We start from the raw sequence: 21,228 nt of genomic DNA, 5'->3' as shown, positions 1-21,228 counted from the left end.
ATGCACACTTCTTTATCATTAGCGAAATGGCTGTTAACCATTTCGCTTTTTACGGCGACTCAAGTTTTTGCCCAAAGCCCTAAAACTCACCAAATCTCTGAATTAGTAACCATAGCCCCCGCATTTGAAGTCATCGTACTGGGTGATAGCGGCGGTATACAGGATGGTAATTTAAGTGCCTTCTTGCTGCGCGCCGTAAGCGAAGCAAACTATGTAGCATTAGATGCTGGTACCTTGGTTAACGGTATAAATCAAAGCATTAAGCGTGGGGCATTCACTGATTTAGCTTTAGTGGATGATAAAAAATGGGGCAAGGCAGGAACAATATTACGACGCCATGTAAAAGCATATTTACTCAGCCATGCCCATCTCGACCACGTCAATGGCATGTTGGTTTCGTCACCTGAAGATAGCGCAAAAAATATCTACGCATTGGCTTCCGTTAATAACATGATTGGCGAGACCTACTTTAATGGCAAAGCGTGGGCCAATTTTAGTGACCGCGGTATTGAGCCCACACTGAATAAATATCATATGGTAGATTTACTTCCGAGCAAAACAACGCCTATTGCTAACACGCAACTTAGTGTCAGTGCATTTAGCCTTAGCCATCCAGTTGAATCCAGCGCATTTGTGATTGAGCATAACAACGATATGTTTGTGTACTTTGGTGACACCGGAGCTGATGTAGTCGAACAACAAGGCAAATTAGCAAAAATTTGGACGTATTTGGCCAAGCAGGTTAAACATAAAACCCTACGTGGCATCATCATTGAGACTTCATTTGAAAATGAGCGACCCCACAACTTACTATTCGGTCATTTGACCCCTGAACTTCTGATGCAAGAGCTCGGTAATTTAGGACGAAAAATCGGCGGCAATGCCCCCCTTAAAGATTTAAAGGTCGTTATCAGTCATATCAAATATACCCTCGCTAAAGATACCGACCCAAGAGCGATAATCGAGCAACAGCTCAATGAAGCCAATGAAGCCAATGACCTAGGACTAACGATTATTATTCCTAAACAAGGGCAAAAACTGCTGTTTTAATCTTCTTTTGGGTTAACGATAAATGTAAAAAAACGCGTATTGAATGAATCAATACGCGTTTTTTTATATTAGCCGTTATTCATGTAAATCTTTACAAGCAAAGTTCTCGCAGTGGTATCGTGGCCGCACCAATGGCAACCGGAAACTTCTCGACGCCTGACACCACTATTTTTGGCATAGGACGCTTAGCCCCGCGCCTGAATTGAGCGTATACGTCAATCCGCGGTATCACCATCTCGGCTAATTCTTTAGGAATATGCCCCCCAAGTATAATTGCCTCGGCATCAAGTAAGGCAGAGCAACAGGTGGCAACCAAGTCGAAAGAATCCTGCACTTTGAATATCCATTCTTCGACGCCAGGCCAGTTGGGATCAAACTCCTCGTTCAAATTATAAATAGAGCTGAAATTCACACCGTTTTTCTTCAAGATACGTTTTAGCAGTTCTAAATTTGGATGAGCGTATATTTTAGTGGGTAACATATCGCCCAACTCACCAGCATTACCATAAGTACCCCGTAATACCTCAGAATTGGTAACGATCCCGCCACCAAATGCCGATGAAACAAATAAATATACAAAGTTCTTATACTGGCGACCGACCCCAGCAACACCCTCACCCGCTGCGCCAGCGGTACCATCATTTACCACCCAAGTCGGAAGTGTGAAATGGCTAGATATTATTTCGACTATATCGACTTGCGCCCACTCCTCTAACATATGGTGGGTGTTCATCTTGCCATCCATTGAACTAAAGAAACCGGAAATACCCACGCCAATACCCAGCACTCGAGTTTCGTCTAATTTAGCCGTTTCACACAGCTCAGTTATCAAAGTGTCAATCGCTTCAAGTACATGAGCAATACTCATGTCGTCCATTTCACACATATTCGTGGCAATAACATTACCAGCAAAGTCCATTACCGCTACACCGACAGCATCGAGCAATATCGACACGCCAAAGGTATAGGCATAGTCTGGATTCAACTCGATAGCAAAACCCGGTTTGCCTTTAGGATTAGGGATCATATCTTCGGTTTGACGCAGCACCTTAGACTGGGTGAGGCCTTTTAATAAGCGAGACACCGTTTGCTGGGGAATTTTGGTAGCAGATACGAGCTGACTTTGGGTAACGCGTCGTTCCCAGAAAACAATCTTGATAATATCACGCTCAATATCTTGAAAAAGCTTATTGCCTTTCCCTAACGTAAACCCTGAACGTAAATATTGACTGTTGTCGATTGAAAACATCTGTAATACATCTACCTTAAAACGCTATAGCCTATTTGAATCGTGAAAATAGAACAAGAAACAAAACCTTAAGTCTGGCGTTTGCTGGCTTAAGGCTAATAGTAAGCTGGCGAATATAAGCTTAACCACCAGCCCGAAGCAAGCTGCTATTTGTCGTCAGCTAAAGGCTATTCAATAATAATTGCTCTGAAATCATTAACATTAGTATTCGTTGGGCCAGTGATAACTAAGTCATTTATAGCGCCAAAGAACTTATGACTATTGTGAGTAGCCAATAGTTCGCTTGCGCTCACACCTGCTGATAACGCTCGAGGCAATGTGGTTTCATCAATATAAGCTCCCGCGACATCTTTGCTACCATCCACGCCATCGGTATCACAAGCCAGCGCAGAGATCCCTTTCGCGCCATCTAGCTCAAGGGCTAATGCCATTAAATATTCTTGATTAGGCCCACCGTCACCGTATTCTTTGCCCACCGTTACCGTTAGCTCGCCCCCTGAGAACAACATCATGCGCTGACCGTTGGCCTTGCACGCCAAGGCTTGTTTAGCGTGTATCTTAGCAACATCTCTGGCTTCACCTTGAATGTCATAACCTAATACTTGGGTTTGCCACCCTTGCTGCTGGGCAACGCTAATGGCGGCATCAATCGCATGCTGTGCGTTCGCCACAATATGATATTCACTTGGGGCAGTGTGCTTTGGCGCAGCTTCAGGCTTTGCCAAGTAATTAGCAATACTGCCCACAGGAGACCAATTGTACTTTTGCAAAATAGCCAACGCCTGAGCCTTGGTTGAGGGATCAGCAATGGTTGGTCCAGAGGCGATATCAGCGGCGTTGTCCCCCACCACATCAGAAATCATCAAGGTCACGTGCCTTGATTTAGCGGCCTCAGCCAATCTGCCGCCTTTCACCTTCGACAACTGTTTACGCACGGTATTAATTTCATCGATACTGGCGCCGCTTCTGAGTAGAAACTGATTGAGCTGCTGCTTGTCAGCAAACGGCACATCGTCATCGGGTAAGCACATAAGTGATGAGCCACCACCTGAAATTAAAAATAAAATAGGTGTCGTTGCTGGCGTATTTTTCACCAACTCCAGTAGTTTTGTACCGGCGAGTAAACTGTTGTCATCTGGCGTAGGGTGGTTCGCCGTCAGCACCTCTATTTTGCCGGTATCCCCTGCGCTTTCGTACCCGTAGCGGGTTACGACAGCGCCGTAGCATTTATCACCCAAGGTTTTATGTACCTCAGCAGCCATTTCAGCAGCCGCTTTACCCGCCCCGACCACACATATGCCATTGCTGGTATCTAGCTTACTTAACTGCTGGGCCATACAAGCACTAGGCTGACAAGCAGCCACAGCGATATCAAATAAATCACGTAAAAAAGCCTGATATTTCATAAAAAACCTTAAACAAACGCCGTTGGAATATACAAACAGAAAGCAATCATCGCACCGAACATGCTAAGCAATATCACCACATCCTTAACGGTAAGAATGGACAAAGAGACAGGCGCCGCGGCCAATTCCTCATCGTTAGGTTGATAAGTGAAGGGCTTAATTTTACTCATTAGCACTGCCATCATAACCGTCACAACAAAACCAATGAAGTTCCACCAAAACCAGAAGATCTCGGGAGCGATAAACGATATTAATAAGTTAAACAAAACACCGCTGACTAACCCAATATTGACGTGCAGGCTTGATGTGCTTTTCGTTAGCACTGCAAGCAAGAAGACCGCTAGGATTGGTCCATAAAACAATGAGCCGACTTTATTGATAGCTTCAATAATGGTTGGCGCAATATTGCCTGCATACAGCGACAATATTAGAGTGACAGCCCCCCAGCCCAGGCCCATATATTTTGCCAATTTCAAATAACTTTCTTGGCTCACTTCTTTGTTGGTAATGCGGCAGTAGTCTTCGATGGTCACCGCAGACAGAGAGTTGATTGCAGAGCTTAATGACGACATAGCAGCAGCCAAAATAGCCACAACCAATAAGCCAATTAAGCCATGAGGTAAGTAGTCAAGGATGAACATGGGCATCATCCAATCAGGATTATCTGCTGGGATTTTTGCCATAAAGCTTGGCTCTGACATGGCTAGCGTGCCTACAATTAAACCGGATAAGCAGTACAAAATAGTAATGGGGAAACGAATAACTCCGTTAGCTAAAATCATATACCGTAGGTTTTTTGGATCTTTTGCAGATAGTGCTCGTTGCGCCTGAGTTTGGTCGCAACCATAATATGACGCATACAATACTACGCCACCAAAAATCATTGGCCAAAAGCCAAAGCCGTCACCGCTAAAGCCGTATGAGTCAAACTTAATCGCTTGCAAGCGGTTCGGATCTACATTAGCTAGGAATGTGTCAACGCCACCTAGGTAGTAAAGACCGTACCCAATACAGGCGATTGTACCTAATACAATGATAATCATCTGAATGGCATCGCCATAGACGACCGCCTTCATGCCGCCTTGCAGTGAATAAAGTACGGTTATCACACCGGTTAACAAGATAGCTTGCCATGCTTCGATACCCATGGTGCCTTGCAGAATAAGGGATACCGCATAAATCATAATGCCGGTCGCAAACGCCCGACTAAATTGAAAAACAATACTGATCAATACCCGCGTAGAACGGCCAAAACGGGTTTCAAGGTAATCATAAATACTGACGATCCCTGCGCGGTATAACTTAGGTAAAATAGTAGATAACACCAGCAGCATAGCTAACGGCACCCCTAATTCGTAGGAAAGCCACTGCAAGCCACCACCTTCACGCAACCCTACAAAAGCGGGGGCAGAAATAAAACTAATAGCAGAAAGCTGAGTAGCCATGACCGACAACGCCAAGGGCTTCCATCCTAGACTTTTCCCACCCAAAAAATAGTCACTTTTATTTGTCTGTTCACGCAGCATAAATCCCATGACTAAAAGCGCCACCAAATACAATGCAACAATTAAAAAATCTAGTGTATTCATAATTCTCTTCACATATCTGCACGAGCTAAAACCATACCGTTCAAGCTACTAAATTAAAAGAACGGTGAATAGTTACCCACTGGGATCTTTTCCAATGGGTAAGCTACTCAACCTAATTGGCGCAAGCAGACACCAATACACTCACTTAAAAATCATACCGAGCGGTTAGGCTCACACGACGAGGCAATACGGGACGTCCGATAAAGAACTCACCACCAGAAACTTGGCTATTTCCTTGACGTGGAGAACCTTCCGTAATTCCTTCACTGTCAAATAGATTCCATACGCTAATGCCCAGTCTTATTTCTTGGTCGTTATTAAGCTCCCAAGAATAACCCGCATTAAAGGTGGCAATAGTGTGGCTATCTAATTCAACCGAGTTGTCGTCATTGGCGTAAGAATCACCGAAGTAACTCACGCCTAAACGTGCATCAACAAAGCCGTTGTTATAAGAAACCGCTGCGTTGCCGGTAAATTCAGGCTGTCTTCTGGGTTGTTTACCCACATTAGCCCCTTCGCTAAATTCAGCATCTTGATAAGTAATATTACCTTCTAGCGTGATTTCGTCAGATACATTCCAGCGTGAAATAATTTCAGCACCGGTGGTTTCAGTAGATTGCTGCTTAACCACTTCAAGTAAACCGCCTGAACCATCATTTTCGAAATCAACAGAGCGACGATTATCTAGATTAGCAATAAACAGTGATGCATCTATATATAAGTCTTTCGGGAAGTACTTCACACCTATTGCGCCAAGGGTAATATCTTCGCCTTCATAGCTTTGCGGCTCACCGTTGTCGTTAAAGGTGATACTTCTGATTTGTGGGAAGAAATAACCCTTTGATGCGTTAGCGTACAAGTTCATGTCGCTGTCATCCATTTTGTATAACAGCGCACCAGAGAAAGCAGCTTCTGTGGTACCGACTTCACCATAAGTGAAACGACCGTTACCTGTAGTATTCACTTGCAGGTTAGATGCTAATGACGGGTCATCAGATACTACAACCACTTCACTGCCTTCTGACTTAGTGGTGCCTTCAGCGCGCTCTACACGCATACCCACATCAAACGCCCAATTGTCGTTTTCCATTTGGTCTGTGACATAAAATGCGATCCGTTTACTGGTTAGGTCTTTGTTGGTATAACTCGTACCTGGCCCTACAACCCCATTTTTAGAATACTGAACCGTTTCACCTGCTTCGTTAGTAAAAGACAGGTCAACTAAACGTGCATTCTTACCGTTACTAAAATCAGCTAAGTAACTGGATATAATGTTGTAGTCCATTTGCGAGGCGTTAATGAAAAACGTACCAATATTCACAGTATGGTCAAAGCCGCCTGCTTCTAGTTCACCTGTTACGTTAAACTCAGTGCTGAAAAAGTCACCGTCTCTTTGGCGATCCAATAAACGGTTACCGAAGACTAAATAATCGTCAGGTAAGGCGTTACCTGTTTCAGACCACGTGTAATTGGCCGTGCCCAATGAACTGAGCAAATCACCATTTACCGTTCTGCCTGCGTTGGTAACATAACCACTTTGAGGCTCAGGCGTATTGGCGATACCGTCTCCGTCAAGGAATAGATTGAATTGATGATCATAACTTGCGGCTTTCGCTTTACCGCTTAAGCGCCATGTGTCTGTTAATTCTTTTTCAAAATCAACACCAAATGAACCACCTTCTGTAGATACACCGTCACGAATAGGCGACTCGTAGGTACCATCCGCAGTGGGGTAACTTAGGTCAGCGGCAGCTACCGTCTGGGCAACATAAACGGTTTCACCGTCATTACCGGTTAATCGGTCACGCGATGCGCCCTCTAAAGGCAATGGTAAGAAGAATTGCACTTTGTCGTTAATCATTTGACCATGGAATGCGATATGACCATCATCAAATTCTTTGCGTATATTACCTCTAAGTTGGTAACCTTTAGTGGGTAGGCCAGTATCTAGAGGGCCCTCGTCGTAACGGTAGAAACCAGAGATAGCATAGTAAATATTGTCATCGCTTGATAACGCACCACTATTGAAAAAATCTGTTCTAATGCGACCGTCTTCGGCAAGTTCTACTTGAACGGTACTTTCTGGGTCGTCACTTCCTTTACGAGAAATATAGTTGATTATGCCTGCCACTGAACCAGGGCCGAACAAGTTAGATACACCACCACCAACATATTCCACTCTTTCTATACCTATATCAGGGCGGTAATAAACATCCTGTGCAGAAGAGGTTAACCCAGACTGAAATGCAGGCATGCCATCGTAATTAAGGGGCGTAAACTGGAACTGGCCTCCTGAAGGTAAACCCCTTACAAATGCGTTGGTTGCCACTTCGCCACCACCACCTTCCACTTTAATACCGGGAACACTCATCAATATGTCTGCCTGACTTGAAAAACCTGTGTTCGCAATTTGGTCTTTCCCAATCAGCGTTGTTTTAGCAGGTGTATCTGCTTCTGTACGCGCAACGCTTGAACCGGTAACAATGATGTTTTCATATTCATCAGCCTTTGGTTTCTCAGTCTTTTCTTCTTGGGCAAATAACGGTGCAGCAAAAAGTATCGATACTGCACAGGCAATAGGTGTCATTTTCATGGTGTTCTCCAATCTCTTAAAGATGGTCAATAGTGTGTTCGTCATAAATGATGCGAACGTTTAACGTTATGTTATTTATTTGTTACTACAAATCAAATTTAAACACACAAAAAAAACATTTACAACCCATTATGAGTGCTTTAAGATTCATTTGTCGGCTAATAAACCAAAAAGAGCACCCATTATGACTTATGATGTTAATAGAAAAGATGTTTCAGAAAATACTGCTGCATTAATAGAAAAAGCCAAAGAGACACTGATTGCGAATGATCTTGGTGGGTACACTGTGCCTACCCATGGCTTGTATCCATTCCAGTGGAACTGGGACTCTGCTATTACCGCCTTAGGTTGGAAACACTTCGACGAACCCCGTGCATGGCAAGAATTGGAAGTATTGTTTGACGGTCAGTGGGATAACGGCATGGTGCCGCACATCTTGTTTCATCAAGACTCCACGACTTATTTCCCGGGTCCAGATATTTGGGGCTCAGATAAACGGGTAAAAAGTACGTCTATTTCACAGCCTCCCGTGGTGGCAAGTGTCATCAAAGATATGCTCGACACAGCTGACGATAAAGCCTTAGCGCGCAGTAAAGCCGAATCATTATTTTCTAACTTAGTTGACTACCACCTTTGGTGGTATAAAGAGCGGGATCCACTCAATACGGGTTTAGTCGTTAGTTACCACCCTTGGGAATCCGGCATGGACAACAGCCCAGCGTGGGATGAAGCTCTAGCAGCGGTACCTTGTGTAGATTGGGAATATGAACGTCGTGACCTTGGCCATGTTGATTCATCGCAACGTCCGCATAAAAGTGAATACGACCGTTTTCTGTTTTTGGTCGACTTCTTTAAGAAGCATAAATTCGACAGCGAAGTCATCTTCAATGAGTGCCCTTACAAGGTAAACGACATTGCCATCATCGCTATATTGCACAAAGGCAGTAAAGATATACTCGCTTTGGGTGAAACATTAGGCATTAAAGACAAACGCTTAGATGTATTAGCTCAGCGTATTGAGCTTACGCAAAGCGCGATTTCAACATTATGGTGCCCTGAGTCTCAATACTTCTATTGCCGCAACGTACTAACAGACACCTTATGTAAAGTGCGTACGTCAGCCGGTATGCTGACTTTATTTGCAGGCTTAGCTGACGCGCAGCAAAAAGAAATCTTAAACACCAAGGCCAAACAGTGGAACGCTGCGAGTCAATACTGCATCGCCTCTACTCACCCAGAAGAAAGTCGTTACGAGCCACAACGTTACTGGCGTGGGCCTATCTGGTTACACATCAACTGGATGATAGCCCTAGGCTTTGAAAGTGAAGGCTTTCAAGACACCGCTGATAAACTACGGAGCGACTGTCGCGCATTAGTCGATTTGTCTGGTTACTACGAATACTTCAACCCTGAAACGGGTGCAGGTTGTGGTGGTAAAGACTTCTCGTGGACCGCAGCTATTGCGTTGCATTGGTTACTTTAAGTAACGTCAGGAGATTAAGATGACAAACAGCACACCACATTTTAGCAGCCCTACGTTTCTGCTTGACCATATAAGCGACACGCTCAAGTTTTACGAAGCCAACGTAGATGACCCCCATGGCGGCTTCTATCAAAACTTCCTAGACAACGGCGATGTGTACGACAAGGGCACCCGCCACCTAGTGAGCTCAACCCGTTTTGTCTTTAACTATGCCCGTGCCTATCAAGAATTCGGCGAAGCCAAATATCTAGCACGGGTAAAGTCTGGTATTGCATTTATTCGCAGCGCTCATTACATACCCGAAACGGGCGGTTATAACTGGCTAATAGACGTGCAAGAGGGCGTTGTCAGCGTAAAAGATCAAACCAATCACTGTTATGGCTTTGCGTTCGTGATCCTCGCTTACAGCTGGGCGTTGCGCGCAGGCTTAGAAGAAGCGCGCGAATACCTAAGTGACACGTTCGACACCATGGAAACCCACTTCTGGGATGCAAGCGCAGGCCTTTACAAAGACCAATGCAATGCCGATTTCAGTGTATGTGATAACTATCGCGGTCAAAATGCCAATATGCACACCTGTGAAGCGTTAATAGCGGCCTATGAAGCCAGTAACGAACGTCGCTTTCTTGATCGCGCTATCGCCTTAGCAGACAAGATGACCAATCAACAAGCGGCGCTAATGGGCGGTTTAATTTGGGAACATTACGATCTCAATTGGCAAGTCGACCTTGAGTACAACAAAGACGACCCGAAAAATCTGTTTCGTCCTTGGGGATTTCAACCTGGTCACCAAACAGAATGGGCCAAGTTACTATTATTCATTGCCAAGCACGACCAACGCCCGTGGTTAATTCAGCGCGCCAAAGCCCTATTTGACCAATCATTAGCAGTCGCATGGGACAAAGAACACGGTGGTATATTCTATGGTTTCGCCCCAGACATGAGCATTTGCGACAATGAAAAATACTTCTGGGTTCAAGCGGAATCTATGTGCTGTGCAGCCTACTTACATCACCACACCGGTGACGCTGTTTATCAGCAATGGTACGACAAAATTTGGCAGTACTCTTGGCAGCATATGGTCGATCATCAATACGGCGCCTGGTTTAGAATACTGACCCACGACAACCAAAAAATTGACCAGCTCAAAAGCCCCATTGGCAAAACCGACTATCACACCATGGGCGCTTGTTTTGACGTACTCGAATTAGTACGCCGCCATCCTATGACGTAAGTTAGCCCAAGCGCTTGCTGTAATCCCTTGTAAACGCTATCAGTAAAGCAAACGCTGTAAACGGGTAGTACTAGCCTGCATGAAACACTGTGTCCCCTTTGGTTTCATGCAGGCTTTTTATTGTTTGTTTATTAGCTGAATTACCAGTCTTTACATAACATTAACCAGCAAACGTATCCCATGGTCCCCTTATGGCTAGGGTTCTAGTCGGTGAATAGAGGTTCACGAATAAGACTGAGCCATCTGGTGAGAAACATGCACCAGCCAATTCCGTTTGCATATTCAAACGCGCAAAATTATAAGCTTCACCTTGCGGGGTAACTCCGCGCAAATGATTATTAACCACGTCGGTGTACTGGTCTTCACACACTAAAAGATGACCGTAAGGCGTAACCGTTAAGTTATCACCAAAGTTGTACAGGGATTCATCTTCACTTTGTAAAAACAATTGTAGCTTTCCAGATGAACTCGCTTCTTCTGGTTGCCCTTCAAAAGAAGACGGCTTATAGCGCATAATTTGCCCGAGTTGCTTTGCACCGCCATTGGTACAACAAAAATACAATTCATTGTCACCCCAATGGATCCCCTCACCCCGAGCGAATAATGCTGCCCCGTCTTTAAAACCGCGATCACGCAGGTCATCTTCAGGGCTTTCAGGGCTATCTAGGTTTATCCACTGGGCATCCACCCACTCTTGTACCGGCATGTGATCCGCTACCCAATTACGTGTGTCATAACCTTTAGTGCCTTTAATCACTAAGGCCTGTAGTTGACCGCCTAGGGCTAATTTCCCTGGTTGATGAGGAATGAAGCGATAAAACAAGCTGTCGCCACGGTCTTCCGTTAAGTACACAATCCCCGTTCGTGGGTCTACCGCTGCCGCTTCATGATTAAAGCGCCCCATGGCGGTTAAGGGTTGTGGTTTGATTAACCCTTGAGCAGAGGCTGGCACTTCAAAAATATAACCATGGGATTTCGATACACCAGTACCCGCTTTAAGTACCGACTCTTCACAGGTCAACCAACTATTCCACGGCGTCACGCCACCGGCACAATTTCGCACTGTGCCAACTAAGGTCAAAAACTGCTCTTCCAACGTTTGGGTTTTCAGGTTGTAAACCATCTTACTGGTTCCCCCAGGTAAGGCCACACCATCACTGTTTTGGTCGTAAGCTAACTGACTCTTATGTTGTTTAATACTCGACTCAGCCTTGATTAAGTCCCTTGGGTGCAACTCATGATTACGAATAAGCACAACACGCTCCTCGTCTAACGCGAAACAACCCATGCCATCAGCTCTATCTGGTACGGTAAGACCATCCGCCATTTCATCACCCAATTGTGAAATAACCTGATAATCAAACCCATCGGGCAAATCCAAAATATTCTGAGGATCGGCGACAAGAGGACCAAACCCATGAGTATTTTTAGCTAAAGAAGCTGCATTTACTTTGCCAAAATAACTCGCCGTAAGACCACCAAACGCTAACGCACTTGCGCCCAAAGTAAACTGTCTTCTAGAAATCATAATCTCGCCCAAAAAGTTAAAATAAAGCCCCACATTAAAAGCGTTATGTTATCACATAACCAATTTATTCTGTTAATTTATGATTAGAAGGGAATATCACGCCAATATGACAACTTCATTTTGTAACCTAGGTTCGATAAACCAGAAAACTCGACATTAAACATATATCGACAAAAATAAAACTAAATAAAAGTGGAAAAAACGCTGTATTTCATTAGAATCAGCGCTCACAAAATGAAGCGCTTTTAGCTTAGCTGGCTAATGATTAGTCGCGAAGTGACGAGAGGTAGTTGAACGTCACGTCGAGAAAGAAGAACGACAAACCGCGATGATTTGGTTGGAACCAAGCTTCATGGATGAAAACGAAGAAAGTAAAATATATTATTGCACCCGTAGCTCAGCTGGATAGAGCGTTGCCCTCCGGAGGCAAAGGTCATGAGTTCGAATCTCGTCGGGTGCACCATTTCTAAAAGCCTATCAAGTTATCAATCACTAACTCTTCATTCTCTGTGACCAGATTGTGACCACATGCACTCTGAACCGTAATTTACACGTGCTCATTTGACTATAAGTAAATCCTGCAAAGATTAATAAAGTGCGAGTAATAAACACTTTCTTTATCCACTACGATAAGATTGCCCCCGATCGTACCGCCACGATAAAGTGTTGCTCTACTGTAACCAGCGCTTTTATCTATAAGTTTTATATAAAGCTTTTCTAATTTAGCAGCTCATATTCTTTTGGTGGCAAATTAGTTAGTGTTTCATTCGGCCAATCGTAAGTGCGTCCGGTAATCTAGGGATATGTGATTTCCACTCCGCCTGTTACTAAGTAAAAAGTGTCTACAGAGTTAGGGGAAGATCAATATGTCAGTTTGAATTCACAGTAGCCGTCCATAATCACCCATGTATCTCGCCCCAAGTTGGCTGAGATTTATGGTACATCTCATCCGTCTGCTTTAAGTGATGACAGTATCTTTTAGCCCACTCAAGGTAATTCGTTGTATTACCCTTTTTTTGTAATGGACTACCATAATGCTTACTAATAAATAATCAAAATTCACGCTGAGCCAGTAAATATAATCATATTTAATGCCTTGTAATGGTTTTTCACGCAATTGATTTAAATTTTCCGTCATAATATAGTTTGTAATCATTATTCACGAAATTATGCTTTATATAATCATTTTTCATGGGTGATAATCGTTTTTCATGGTAAATCATCATTTGTAGCTTGGCGTTATGGCCTTAACACAAATGCAAATTATCCAATCGCTTGGCGAAGCGATGAACTGGTTTGAGCGAGAATTAAGTTGGGGTGTGCCACCGACTGAATTACGTCACCTTTGCGGCCGTATTGGGGAATTATATGCGGCGCTAATTTCCAACGGGCAAATGGCTACCGAGGTAAATCAAAGGGGTTATGACGTAGTTAGCGCTGAGGGCGAGCGTATATCAGTAAAGACCACGGCCATGATGGGAAACAAGGGGCATGTTACGTTTAATGCAAACACCCTTGAATTCGTTGACCGGGTAATCATTCTTCGTGTTAATACAGACGAGATGCAGGTAGAGACGTTATTAGACACCTCTACCGCTGAGATGATTGAACTTTTGGGCAATGAAAGAAACACTAAGCGAATGCTGTCATTAAGTAAATTAAGCGGCAGACCTAAAAATAGAGTTGAGATAAAGTCTGTTAAAGAAGTTACATTTCAGGGCTATCTTATCCGTGAACTTGAGACAGGCACAATTGAAATTGACTTAAACGGCGAACAGATAAGCCCTGTTAAACCCAAATTACGAAACTTAGCTAAAATTCTGAATGTCAGTTTACTAAACAGTAACGGAAACCTATTTAACACACGGCAGTTGGGTAGCCTGATCATAAAAACCATTCAAGAAATGAATGATTAAATTCTGCACTAACATGATTATTGGCCTCATTGATTACACATCGCGCTTGAAGGCTTAAATATCCATCATTCGGTCAATATTCATTGATAATATTCGTTTTTCTTGTTTTTGCATCTCAACTAAATTAGTGAATATTTCTTTCAACTGCATTTCATCCACTTCTTGCTCTACTTGGCTATATAACTCAATAAGTTCATCGCTAAATCTCGTTGCCAATTCAGCAATATATTCCATGGATTTATCGGTTTGCAACGTTTCAAACTCTGGGATCTTAAGTATATTTTGGTCATTAGCGAATTGAAGATAAGTATCTAGAATGCCGGTAGACGAGTCTTTCTCATAATTTCCTAATGCTTGGGCAGCGTCATTTTCGTGCTTAATGAGGTAATTTAATAATAATTCTACTTTTTGTGGATTTTCGTTAGTTGCCAGAAACTCATATAGTTTAGCTAACCGAATATGAAATGATTTTGCATGTTTAATGGCATCTCGTGTTTTTTCAAACCGCATTTTGTTCTCTTTATTAAATATGCATAGTAATTAACGCTAATTATCAGTTAAGTGATAAAAATTATGTTGATGATAATCAATTTTTTACAACAAACAGTAAGTCTGCCAAAAAATATATCTTAGACTGGTGATATCAGTAAAATATACCACGCTAATTGGTGGTAACTCGCTAAAAAAGCCATCGTACAAACCAAAATAATGTCGTTTCAACCTGACGTAATATACCGTCGACATACTTAGTTATGGCATTGCGCGATACATAAAAAGGGACATGCTTAATGACGACATTGGCTTGGATAATTGTCAGCAGTTTATTGATGAGCTCAATAGCACTGGTGGGTAGTGTAACACTGCTATTGAAGCCATCGACCCTTAAAAAATTGCTATTACCTTTGGTTGCCTTCGCTGCGGGTTCGCTTCTAGGAGGGGCATTTTTGCATATGATCCCTGCTGCGCTTAAAGCTAATCTGAGTATAGGGAAGATTGGATTATTAATTATCAGTGGGTTTACTGCTTTTTTCATTCTTGAGCAATTTTTGCATTGGCGTCACACCCATCAAATACCCAGTCAGCAAGATGGACACAAAGAACCTTTGACCTACTTAATTTTATTTGGCGATGGGCTGCATAATTTTTTGGGTGGCATGGCAATAGCCGGTACCTTTTTAATCGATATCCGTTTAGGTATTGCCAGTTGGCTCGCAGCCGCAGCACATGAAGTGCCACAAGAGTTAGGAGATTTCGCTGTACTTGCTGATGGTGGCTGGTCCAATCGTTCAGCATTGTTTTTCAATTTTCTATCTGGGCTGACGTTTTTACTGGGTGGATTAATCGCTTATTTTTTATCTTTTAAAATAGATGTTTCTTGGCTTATTCCCTTTGCCGCAGGTAATTTTATTTACATCGGTGCGTCAGATTTAATCCCCAAAGTAAACAATGATACAACTCACAATGTAAAAGATAGAGCGGTGACCTTAGCGGCGTTTGTATCCGGTATCGTTCTCTTGTACTTGGCGATACCCTAACGATATTTTTATCAAAATTCCGCGATAGTGTTGAACAAGGCGTCGCTAAAAATAGTGAGATTCATGCCTATTGAAACGAAAAATAAAAGTCGCTTATCCTTTTGCTATCATTTTTACTCATCCCGTCAATGCTCACAGGCTAGAGTAAAAACATAGTGCCCGTCTTCGTTGATATCTCGGCTTACTTCATCCTCAAAATACAGATAGTTCAGGTGCGCAAGCGCTTCGGCAATGGCGAAGAACATATTGTGTTCGTTTAACTCCCGTTTAAACAATACAGGTAAGCATTCTTTGATAGTTTTACCTTGTGCGCAAAACGATTTTAGGTTGGCAAGATGCTCATGATGATGCTCAATCAATTCATCAACCCGCTTATGTAACCCAACAAATGGTTGTTTATGAGAGGGTAATACCAGCGCGTTCTGTGGAAGGTTTTTAAACTGCGGTAAAGTGTCTAAGTACATTTTCAGAGAGTTAGCATTTGGCTCGGTACTGTACACCCCTATATTCGGGGTGATGATGGGTAACACATGATCCCCTGATATCAATACGTTTGTTGTGGGGTTAAACAAGCAAACATGTTCTGGCGAGTGTCCTCTGCCAATCAACACCTGCCACTGATGGCCACCAATGGTCAGATTATCGCCTTCTTGCAAACGTTCATGATGCAAAGGAATTGGCCGAATAACTTGCCCTACCCCTTTATTCGTTTTGCGGTTTTCACTGGCGGTTGCCACGTACTCTGATGACATACCACAGCGCACAAGGTATTCATCGTCTTGCCAGTCTGATGCACCTCTGCTGCCTGCACTCATAGCTCTGCCAACAAAGTATTCAGAATGACTCATATACAATGGCGCACGATATTTATCGACTAAATAACCAGCCATACCTATGTGATCAGGATGCATGTGGGTGACGATTATTTTGGTTAAAGGCACATCTAATTGATTTAGTAGGCTATCCCATAACTCTTGCGTTTTGTTTACCCCAAATCCGGTATCGATAAGCGCGTAACCTTTTTCATTGGTGACAGGGTCATTATCTTCAATCAAATATAAGTTGATATGATCCAGCTCAAACGGCAACGGCATGCGTATCCACAGAATACCCGGTGATACTTGCTGCCATTGACCAGCTTCAGGTGCTTGCACATCAATAAAATCAATTGTCATTGGGTGAACTCCACGTTTTATAGCGCTCTATTACAATCAACTTTGATCTAAACCACCACGCACAACGATGAATCATTAACTATCAAAACCTTGAATAGCAAAAATCGTGACTTCTACACGCCGCCCCAGAGCCGTAACTATTAACCTAATCTAGCCGCTCAACTTAATTACGGGAAAATAATCAACCACTTCTATTTGCACTCTCATGATATTGGTCAATAATCATACAAGTGTGAACATTTAGGCTAGGGATATGGCCAAAAATCAAATGGAAAACAATTCTACCCTCCCCCGTAAACCAAAATTTTTACGTATTTGGTTACTTGCTTTGATTGGCATTTTTTCGATTGTCGCCTTCGGTTATTATCAATACAGGCTGCAGCAAGAAAATTTTGCTAATACCAATTATTTTCGAGTGTTGTCTGAAGCCGCCTCACAACTAGATAATAACCTCGCCCAATTAATTAGCTTGTATGAATGGGGCGAAAGCGAAGCCAATATACGGGCCATTCTGCCCAGTTATAAAAGTGCAAAGCTGACAAGCCAGCAAAGCAAAAGCTGTAAACCAACGGATGAAACTGGCGCACAAACCAATCTGTTTTATTACCAATTCGACGGGCAAAATTTTTTAGTTAAGCCAAAAGGAATTGACGATGTCAAAGAACCGGAAATAGAAAAGAAGGTAAATAAGTACATCGCCTGCGCAAGTGTTGCCAGCAATGACATTCTGCCCGTCCCCAAAGCGGGCTTTAGTCTCTATTTATTCGTTAATCAATCTAATAAAGTTATCGCGAGTCGCGGCGAACAATCGGCTCTTTCAATCATTAACGTTAACCATATAAGTCGACTTATTGCCGAAAAACAAAATCTCAGTTGGAAAGATCTTGCATCCGACAACCAGCAATCTTCCACCGTTGAAGGGCAAAAACTACCTGGTTTCAATCATTTTTTAGATTTGCAACTCACAGCAGGTGAGTACCGCATCTTCATTTATCCCTACAAACTGAGCAATACAGACAAACTCATCGGTGATATATCAAAACCTCTTTACGTATTGGGTGTACTGCCCAAACCCATGCTTAAAGCAGAGCAAAGCCAGCGCTGGAATTTGAGTTTGCTATCTATCACTTTGCTGCTCTTGATCTTTGCTTGGGTCATGTCACGTCTGTTTATGTTATCCAACAATCAAGCTGTGGGAGATATCTTTTATTACTTAACAATGGTCTGCAGTTATCTTCTTTTTGTAATGGTTATTTCACTGTTGTTCGCTTATGGGGAAAAAACCACCGAACAGAGCTATAAAAAAACGCAAGCAAAGCAACTACTGACAAGTATCAATTCTGGATTTAATCGAGAAATGAGTGAGATAGTTGATGAGCTCAAAAAATACCGTAGATTTTATCGCAATTTGCTTGAAGCTCTGCCAGAAAACTTACCTGGAAACACTGTTCAGCAAACAGAAACAGCAGAACGTACAGCACTCGCTTCACTTCTATTACACTGTGACAATTATCAAACGCCCGATGCAATTAAAGAAAAAACAAAGTGGAGTTACAGCACGCTAACAGATGTCTATCAAACTGTGGATAGGCCCACTGACTGTGATCTCGAATCGGTTATTACAAACAAAAAACGATTGAATCAGATAAACTTTTTTGCCCCCGGCCTGCAGTTTATTCCTAGCGAAAAAGATGATGAAAAATATGCCCAGTGGTTTAACGCTGAAAAAGGGATCACCCAACAGACTAAAATTTTGAATATTGTGCTTTTGGATAAAGACGGTAGCGATACTATGCCGATGTTTTTTTTCAACGAAAATAATAAAAAACCGACCAGCTTCCAACTTGCACAGAGGCAATATTTTAGAAATGTCCGTGACCTAAAAGGCTGGCAAGCGAAGTTCGGTGACCTATCTAAGTCGGCAGGTAAGCAAAGTCCACCGGATATAAAAAACTTCTATATACAGCGCCTGCTGAATCTTAATAACGGAACACGTGGCAGCACAATAGGTATGCCCCTTTACGACGACCCTCAAGAAAACGGCGAAGGCTATGTCATGGTGGCCGACATCACCCTTCCATCCCTAACGATGACTGAATTTAATCAGCCTAATAAATTATTAGACATGACATATATGGTCGTCGATCGAGACTCTGGTCAGGTTTTATTTCATTTAGACGAAGATCGCACCTTAGTGGAAAATTTATTTAGTTTTGGTCAAGGAAGCGAGAAAATCACGCACCGTATACGCGCGGGTTTGGGAAAAAAAGGAGATTGGGTCGAAGGGTTTTATCATGGAGTAGCCGGTACTTTTAGTTATCAAAAAATGCCCATCGAGCAATGGGCATTGGTGATATTTATGCCAAGTGACAGTCTTGATATTTTTATGACCAATCTATTTCTGCTAAACAGCATCACCATGGCCGTAATATTATTATTTATTTCGCTGTGCATAGTCATAATGCGACACTTTTTTGATACTGGTTTAATCAAATTAAAATGGTCAATTCCATTGGTTATTGAACGGCGCAAAATCATGTTGTTTAGTTCAATTTATATTGCCAGCATCTATCTTGGTTTTTGGCTCGACAATGCTCTTAACCGCTCAAATGGAATAGAACCACCTTATGTGTATTGGCTTACAGTACTGGCTGCCGTCGCATGTTTGGCTTGGGGATATTTCGAATATCAGAAATACTATCGCAAGTCACGCCAGGCGCAGCGTCAGCCAATAAACAGCAAAAGGGGCGCATTCGTATTAACCATTTGTTATATTTTTACGGGCGCTTTATGCACTTTTTACCTGCAACAGGTCGGCATGTCTTCGTCGTTAAGTTTGAATTGGTACTACACCCAGAAGTTATATCCCGCTAGATTAAATCAAGAACGTCAGGAATTACATACCAGTGCACTTAACCGGTATCCTAATTCGATCAGCCGATTTCATGTGGCCCCCTTGAGTCTTATGCCCATCTCTGATGAGTGGGAAGAAACCTTAACGTCAAAGGCAACTGACACCCCGTATTTGCAACCTAAAGACGTTCGCCACTTTGGCAAGCTTGTTAATACATCAGATATGAAAAGCTGGGTAATCCGTTATTTAGGTTTTAAAGAAGATAAAAAGCAAACAGGAGAGAATGAAGAAACCGAAGAAACCGAAGAAACCGAAGAATTGAAACTTGCGCGCACTGCAGATCTGAACGGGTATTTATTTATTATGGTTGTCAGTTTTTTAATACTTTGTTTTATCTGGGTACGTTTTAATAAACTCATTTTGGCCGTGCGCTTATTCGGGCCACCGGAGTTTTTGCGCCATCTCAATCAAATTGTTAACCGCCCCTATAAAATAGATGACTATTATCCGAATAAGGCATTAGTGCTCGACTTGAATACTGTTCCGACTGCCGGTTACAACATTGCTCTGTTATTACAGCAATGGCAAAACAAGGCAAAACATTTACCCGTATTATTTGGTAATTTTTTCACTCTTTGTCCGTCGTTAGTGGAGATTGCCGGACAAGATAATCCTTTTCCCAATATGAAAATATCCTTAGAAAGAAGCAAAGAAGGAATAGCATTAACGCTATGGGATATAGAAATGACTTTAGAGCTGCCCATACAAAGAAAACTACTGCTACGTTTTATTAATCATTTAAAATCGCTAGAAATTGCAGGGCACCTTGCCAGCGTCACTATTATCAGTGAATTCCATAGCCTGCAACGTTTGTGTTTAAAAGATACGCTGCTAAATTCTCAAGGACAAAGCGCCCAACAACTTGAACACGGGGAATATTTCTCGTGGGCTGAATGTCTCATGGATTTCTCGGTTTTAGTCCCCTCGGACCTTAAAGAAAATCTAGATTTAAAATTTATTCAACATGAAGTGGATGCATTTCCAATGTTGGAATTTCTTCGTTCTGAATTAAACTTACCCATCGCTAACACATGGTATAAGTCGTTTAATTTATTGCGTTGGATATACCTCAAAGATTGGCAAAAAACCCACAAAGAATGGGCATCAATTAACTTTATTTTACTTAAGTCTGAAGCTCTTTATCGTTTCAAGTGGGAATCCTGTTCAGCAGCAGAGAAGCTAGCACTATTCTATTTGGCCCAAAACAAACGAGTAAATCCCGCTAATCTGCAAATGTTAGAACATTTGGCTTTGAATGGGCTCATAAAAGTTAAACGAGGCAGGGTACATATCGTCAATAAAAGTTTTGCTTATTTTGTTCAGTATGCCGAAGACAGAGAAACCCTTCACCAACTGGTCGCGGAGGGTAACCTGGGCCGGTGGCAGAGTTATAGACTACCCGTGACGTTACTGATTGTGATGGTTATTGGCACAATTGCTCTGACATCGGGTAACTCTTTGTATATGATCGTGGCATCAGCAATGGGTGTTTTGGGTACTATAGGCAGCTTAACCAATAGCGCTAATTTGATCCGCAGTAATCTGCAAAAATGAGG

The 21,228-nt window shown here is 42.6% G+C and carries 13 protein-coding genes and 1 tRNA gene; 7 read left to right on the top strand and 7 right to left on the bottom strand.

The window, feature by feature from the left end; translation table 11 throughout:
- The gene (locus tag GQR89_RS01420; protein WP_158768405.1) at positions 1–1,050 is read left to right on the top strand and encodes an MBL fold metallo-hydrolase; all 1,050 of its coding nucleotides are present in this window, start codon (positions 1–3) and stop codon (positions 1,048–1,050) included.
- A gap of 91 nt (positions 1,051–1,141) precedes the next feature.
- Here GQR89_RS01420 and GQR89_RS01415 read toward each other — a convergent pair whose 3' ends face one another.
- From GQR89_RS01415 to GQR89_RS01400, 4 genes are all read right to left on the bottom strand, one after another.
- On the bottom strand, positions 1,142–2,299 hold the full coding sequence (locus GQR89_RS01415) for an ROK family transcriptional regulator (RefSeq protein WP_158768404.1): 1,158 nt from the start codon (positions 2,297–2,299) through the stop codon (positions 1,142–1,144).
- 167 nt (positions 2,300–2,466) lie between these two features.
- Positions 2,467–3,705 (bottom strand): glycerate kinase, encoded by a 1,239-nt coding sequence (locus tag GQR89_RS01410; RefSeq protein WP_158768403.1) that lies wholly within the window; start codon positions 3,703–3,705, stop codon positions 2,467–2,469.
- 8 nt (positions 3,706–3,713) lie between these two features.
- Complete coding sequence (locus GQR89_RS01405; RefSeq protein ID WP_158768402.1) at positions 3,714–5,294, bottom strand: sodium:solute symporter; 1,581 nt, start codon at positions 5,292–5,294, stop codon at positions 3,714–3,716.
- 145 nt (positions 5,295–5,439) lie between these two features.
- Entirely contained in the window at positions 5,440–7,887 is a 2,448-nt protein-coding gene (locus GQR89_RS01400) for a TonB-dependent siderophore receptor (protein WP_158768401.1), read from the bottom strand.
- Positions 7,888–8,071: 184 nt separating this feature from the next.
- Between GQR89_RS01400 and GQR89_RS01395 the strand changes: the two genes are divergently transcribed.
- Positions 8,072–9,370 (top strand): trehalase family glycosidase, encoded by a 1,299-nt coding sequence (locus tag GQR89_RS01395; RefSeq protein ID WP_158768400.1) that lies wholly within the window; start codon positions 8,072–8,074, stop codon positions 9,368–9,370.
- Positions 9,371–9,389: 19 nt separating this feature from the next.
- The gene (locus GQR89_RS01390) at positions 9,390–10,604 is read left to right on the top strand and encodes an AGE family epimerase/isomerase (RefSeq protein WP_158768399.1); all 1,215 of its coding nucleotides are present in this window, start codon (positions 9,390–9,392) and stop codon (positions 10,602–10,604) included.
- Positions 10,605–10,764: 160 nt separating this feature from the next.
- Here GQR89_RS01390 and GQR89_RS01385 read toward each other — a convergent pair whose 3' ends face one another.
- Positions 10,765–12,132: an alkaline phosphatase PhoX gene (locus tag GQR89_RS01385; protein WP_158768398.1), complete on the bottom strand. Its 1,368-nt coding sequence runs from the start codon at positions 12,130–12,132 to the stop codon at positions 10,765–10,767.
- A 386-nt stretch (positions 12,133–12,518) separates the two neighbouring features.
- Between GQR89_RS01385 and GQR89_RS01380 the strand changes: the two genes are divergently transcribed.
- Positions 12,519–12,595: transfer RNA gene (locus GQR89_RS01380), tRNA-Arg, on the top strand.
- A 793-nt stretch (positions 12,596–13,388) separates the two neighbouring features.
- On the top strand, positions 13,389–14,048 hold the full coding sequence (locus tag GQR89_RS01375; protein ID WP_233269048.1) for a hypothetical protein: 660 nt from the start codon (positions 13,389–13,391) through the stop codon (positions 14,046–14,048).
- Positions 14,049–14,102: 54 nt separating this feature from the next.
- On the opposite strand, the gene GQR89_RS01370 is transcribed toward GQR89_RS01375, so the two are convergent.
- Complete coding sequence (locus GQR89_RS01370; protein WP_158768396.1) at positions 14,103–14,558, bottom strand: hypothetical protein; 456 nt, start codon at positions 14,556–14,558, stop codon at positions 14,103–14,105.
- Between the two features lie 278 nt (positions 14,559–14,836).
- Here GQR89_RS01370 and GQR89_RS01365 point away from each other — a divergent pair, with 278 nt between their 5' ends.
- Positions 14,837–15,583: a ZIP family metal transporter gene (locus GQR89_RS01365; RefSeq protein ID WP_158768395.1), complete on the top strand. Its 747-nt coding sequence runs from the start codon at positions 14,837–14,839 to the stop codon at positions 15,581–15,583.
- Positions 15,584–15,708: 125 nt separating this feature from the next.
- Here the strand turns inward: GQR89_RS01365 and GQR89_RS01360 are convergent, their stop codons facing one another.
- Positions 15,709–16,758: an MBL fold metallo-hydrolase gene (locus GQR89_RS01360; protein WP_158768394.1), complete on the bottom strand. Its 1,050-nt coding sequence runs from the start codon at positions 16,756–16,758 to the stop codon at positions 15,709–15,711.
- Positions 16,759–17,011: 253 nt separating this feature from the next.
- Here GQR89_RS01360 and GQR89_RS01355 point away from each other — a divergent pair, with 253 nt between their 5' ends.
- A complete protein-coding gene (locus tag GQR89_RS01355) occupies positions 17,012–21,226 on the top strand; it encodes a cache domain-containing protein (protein WP_158768393.1) in 4,215 nt (1,404 codons plus the stop codon).
- Positions 21,227–21,228 lie beyond the last annotated feature (2 nt).

It is taken from the genome of Paraglaciecola sp. L1A13 (assembly GCF_009796745.1).
Classification (GTDB): domain Bacteria; phylum Pseudomonadota; class Gammaproteobacteria; order Enterobacterales; family Alteromonadaceae; genus Paraglaciecola.
The sequence above is the reverse complement of the archived record's forward strand: the minus strand, read 5'-3'. Positions and strand labels throughout refer to the sequence as shown.

What these genes read in the sequence shown, in the direction of transcription:
- GQR89_RS01420 (WP_158768405.1), top strand. Translation starts at nt 1, where the DNA reads ATGCACACTTCTTTATCATTAGCGAAATGGCTGTTAACCATTTCGCTT.
- GQR89_RS01415 (WP_158768404.1), bottom strand. Translation starts at nt 2,299, where the DNA reads ATGTTTTCAATCGACAACAGTCAATATTTACGTTCAGGGTTTACGTTA.
- GQR89_RS01410 (WP_158768403.1), bottom strand. Translation starts at nt 3,705, where the DNA reads ATGAAATATCAGGCTTTTTTACGTGATTTATTTGATATCGCTGTGGCT.
- GQR89_RS01405 (WP_158768402.1), bottom strand. Translation starts at nt 5,294, where the DNA reads ATGAATACACTAGATTTTTTAATTGTTGCATTGTATTTGGTGGCGCTT.
- GQR89_RS01400 (WP_158768401.1), bottom strand. Translation starts at nt 7,887, where the DNA reads ATGAAAATGACACCTATTGCCTGTGCAGTATCGATACTTTTTGCTGCA.
- GQR89_RS01395 (WP_158768400.1), top strand. Translation starts at nt 8,072, where the DNA reads ATGACTTATGATGTTAATAGAAAAGATGTTTCAGAAAATACTGCTGCA.
- GQR89_RS01390 (WP_158768399.1), top strand. Translation starts at nt 9,390, where the DNA reads ATGACAAACAGCACACCACATTTTAGCAGCCCTACGTTTCTGCTTGAC.
- GQR89_RS01385 (WP_158768398.1), bottom strand. Translation starts at nt 12,132, where the DNA reads ATGATTTCTAGAAGACAGTTTACTTTGGGCGCAAGTGCGTTAGCGTTT.
- GQR89_RS01375 (WP_233269048.1), top strand. Translation starts at nt 13,389, where the DNA reads ATGCAAATTATCCAATCGCTTGGCGAAGCGATGAACTGGTTTGAGCGA.
- GQR89_RS01370 (WP_158768396.1), bottom strand. Translation starts at nt 14,558, where the DNA reads ATGCGGTTTGAAAAAACACGAGATGCCATTAAACATGCAAAATCATTT.
- GQR89_RS01365 (WP_158768395.1), top strand. Translation starts at nt 14,837, where the DNA reads ATGACGACATTGGCTTGGATAATTGTCAGCAGTTTATTGATGAGCTCA.
- GQR89_RS01360 (WP_158768394.1), bottom strand. Translation starts at nt 16,758, where the DNA reads ATGACAATTGATTTTATTGATGTGCAAGCACCTGAAGCTGGTCAATGG.
- GQR89_RS01355 (WP_158768393.1), top strand. Translation starts at nt 17,012, where the DNA reads ATGGCCAAAAATCAAATGGAAAACAATTCTACCCTCCCCCGTAAACCA.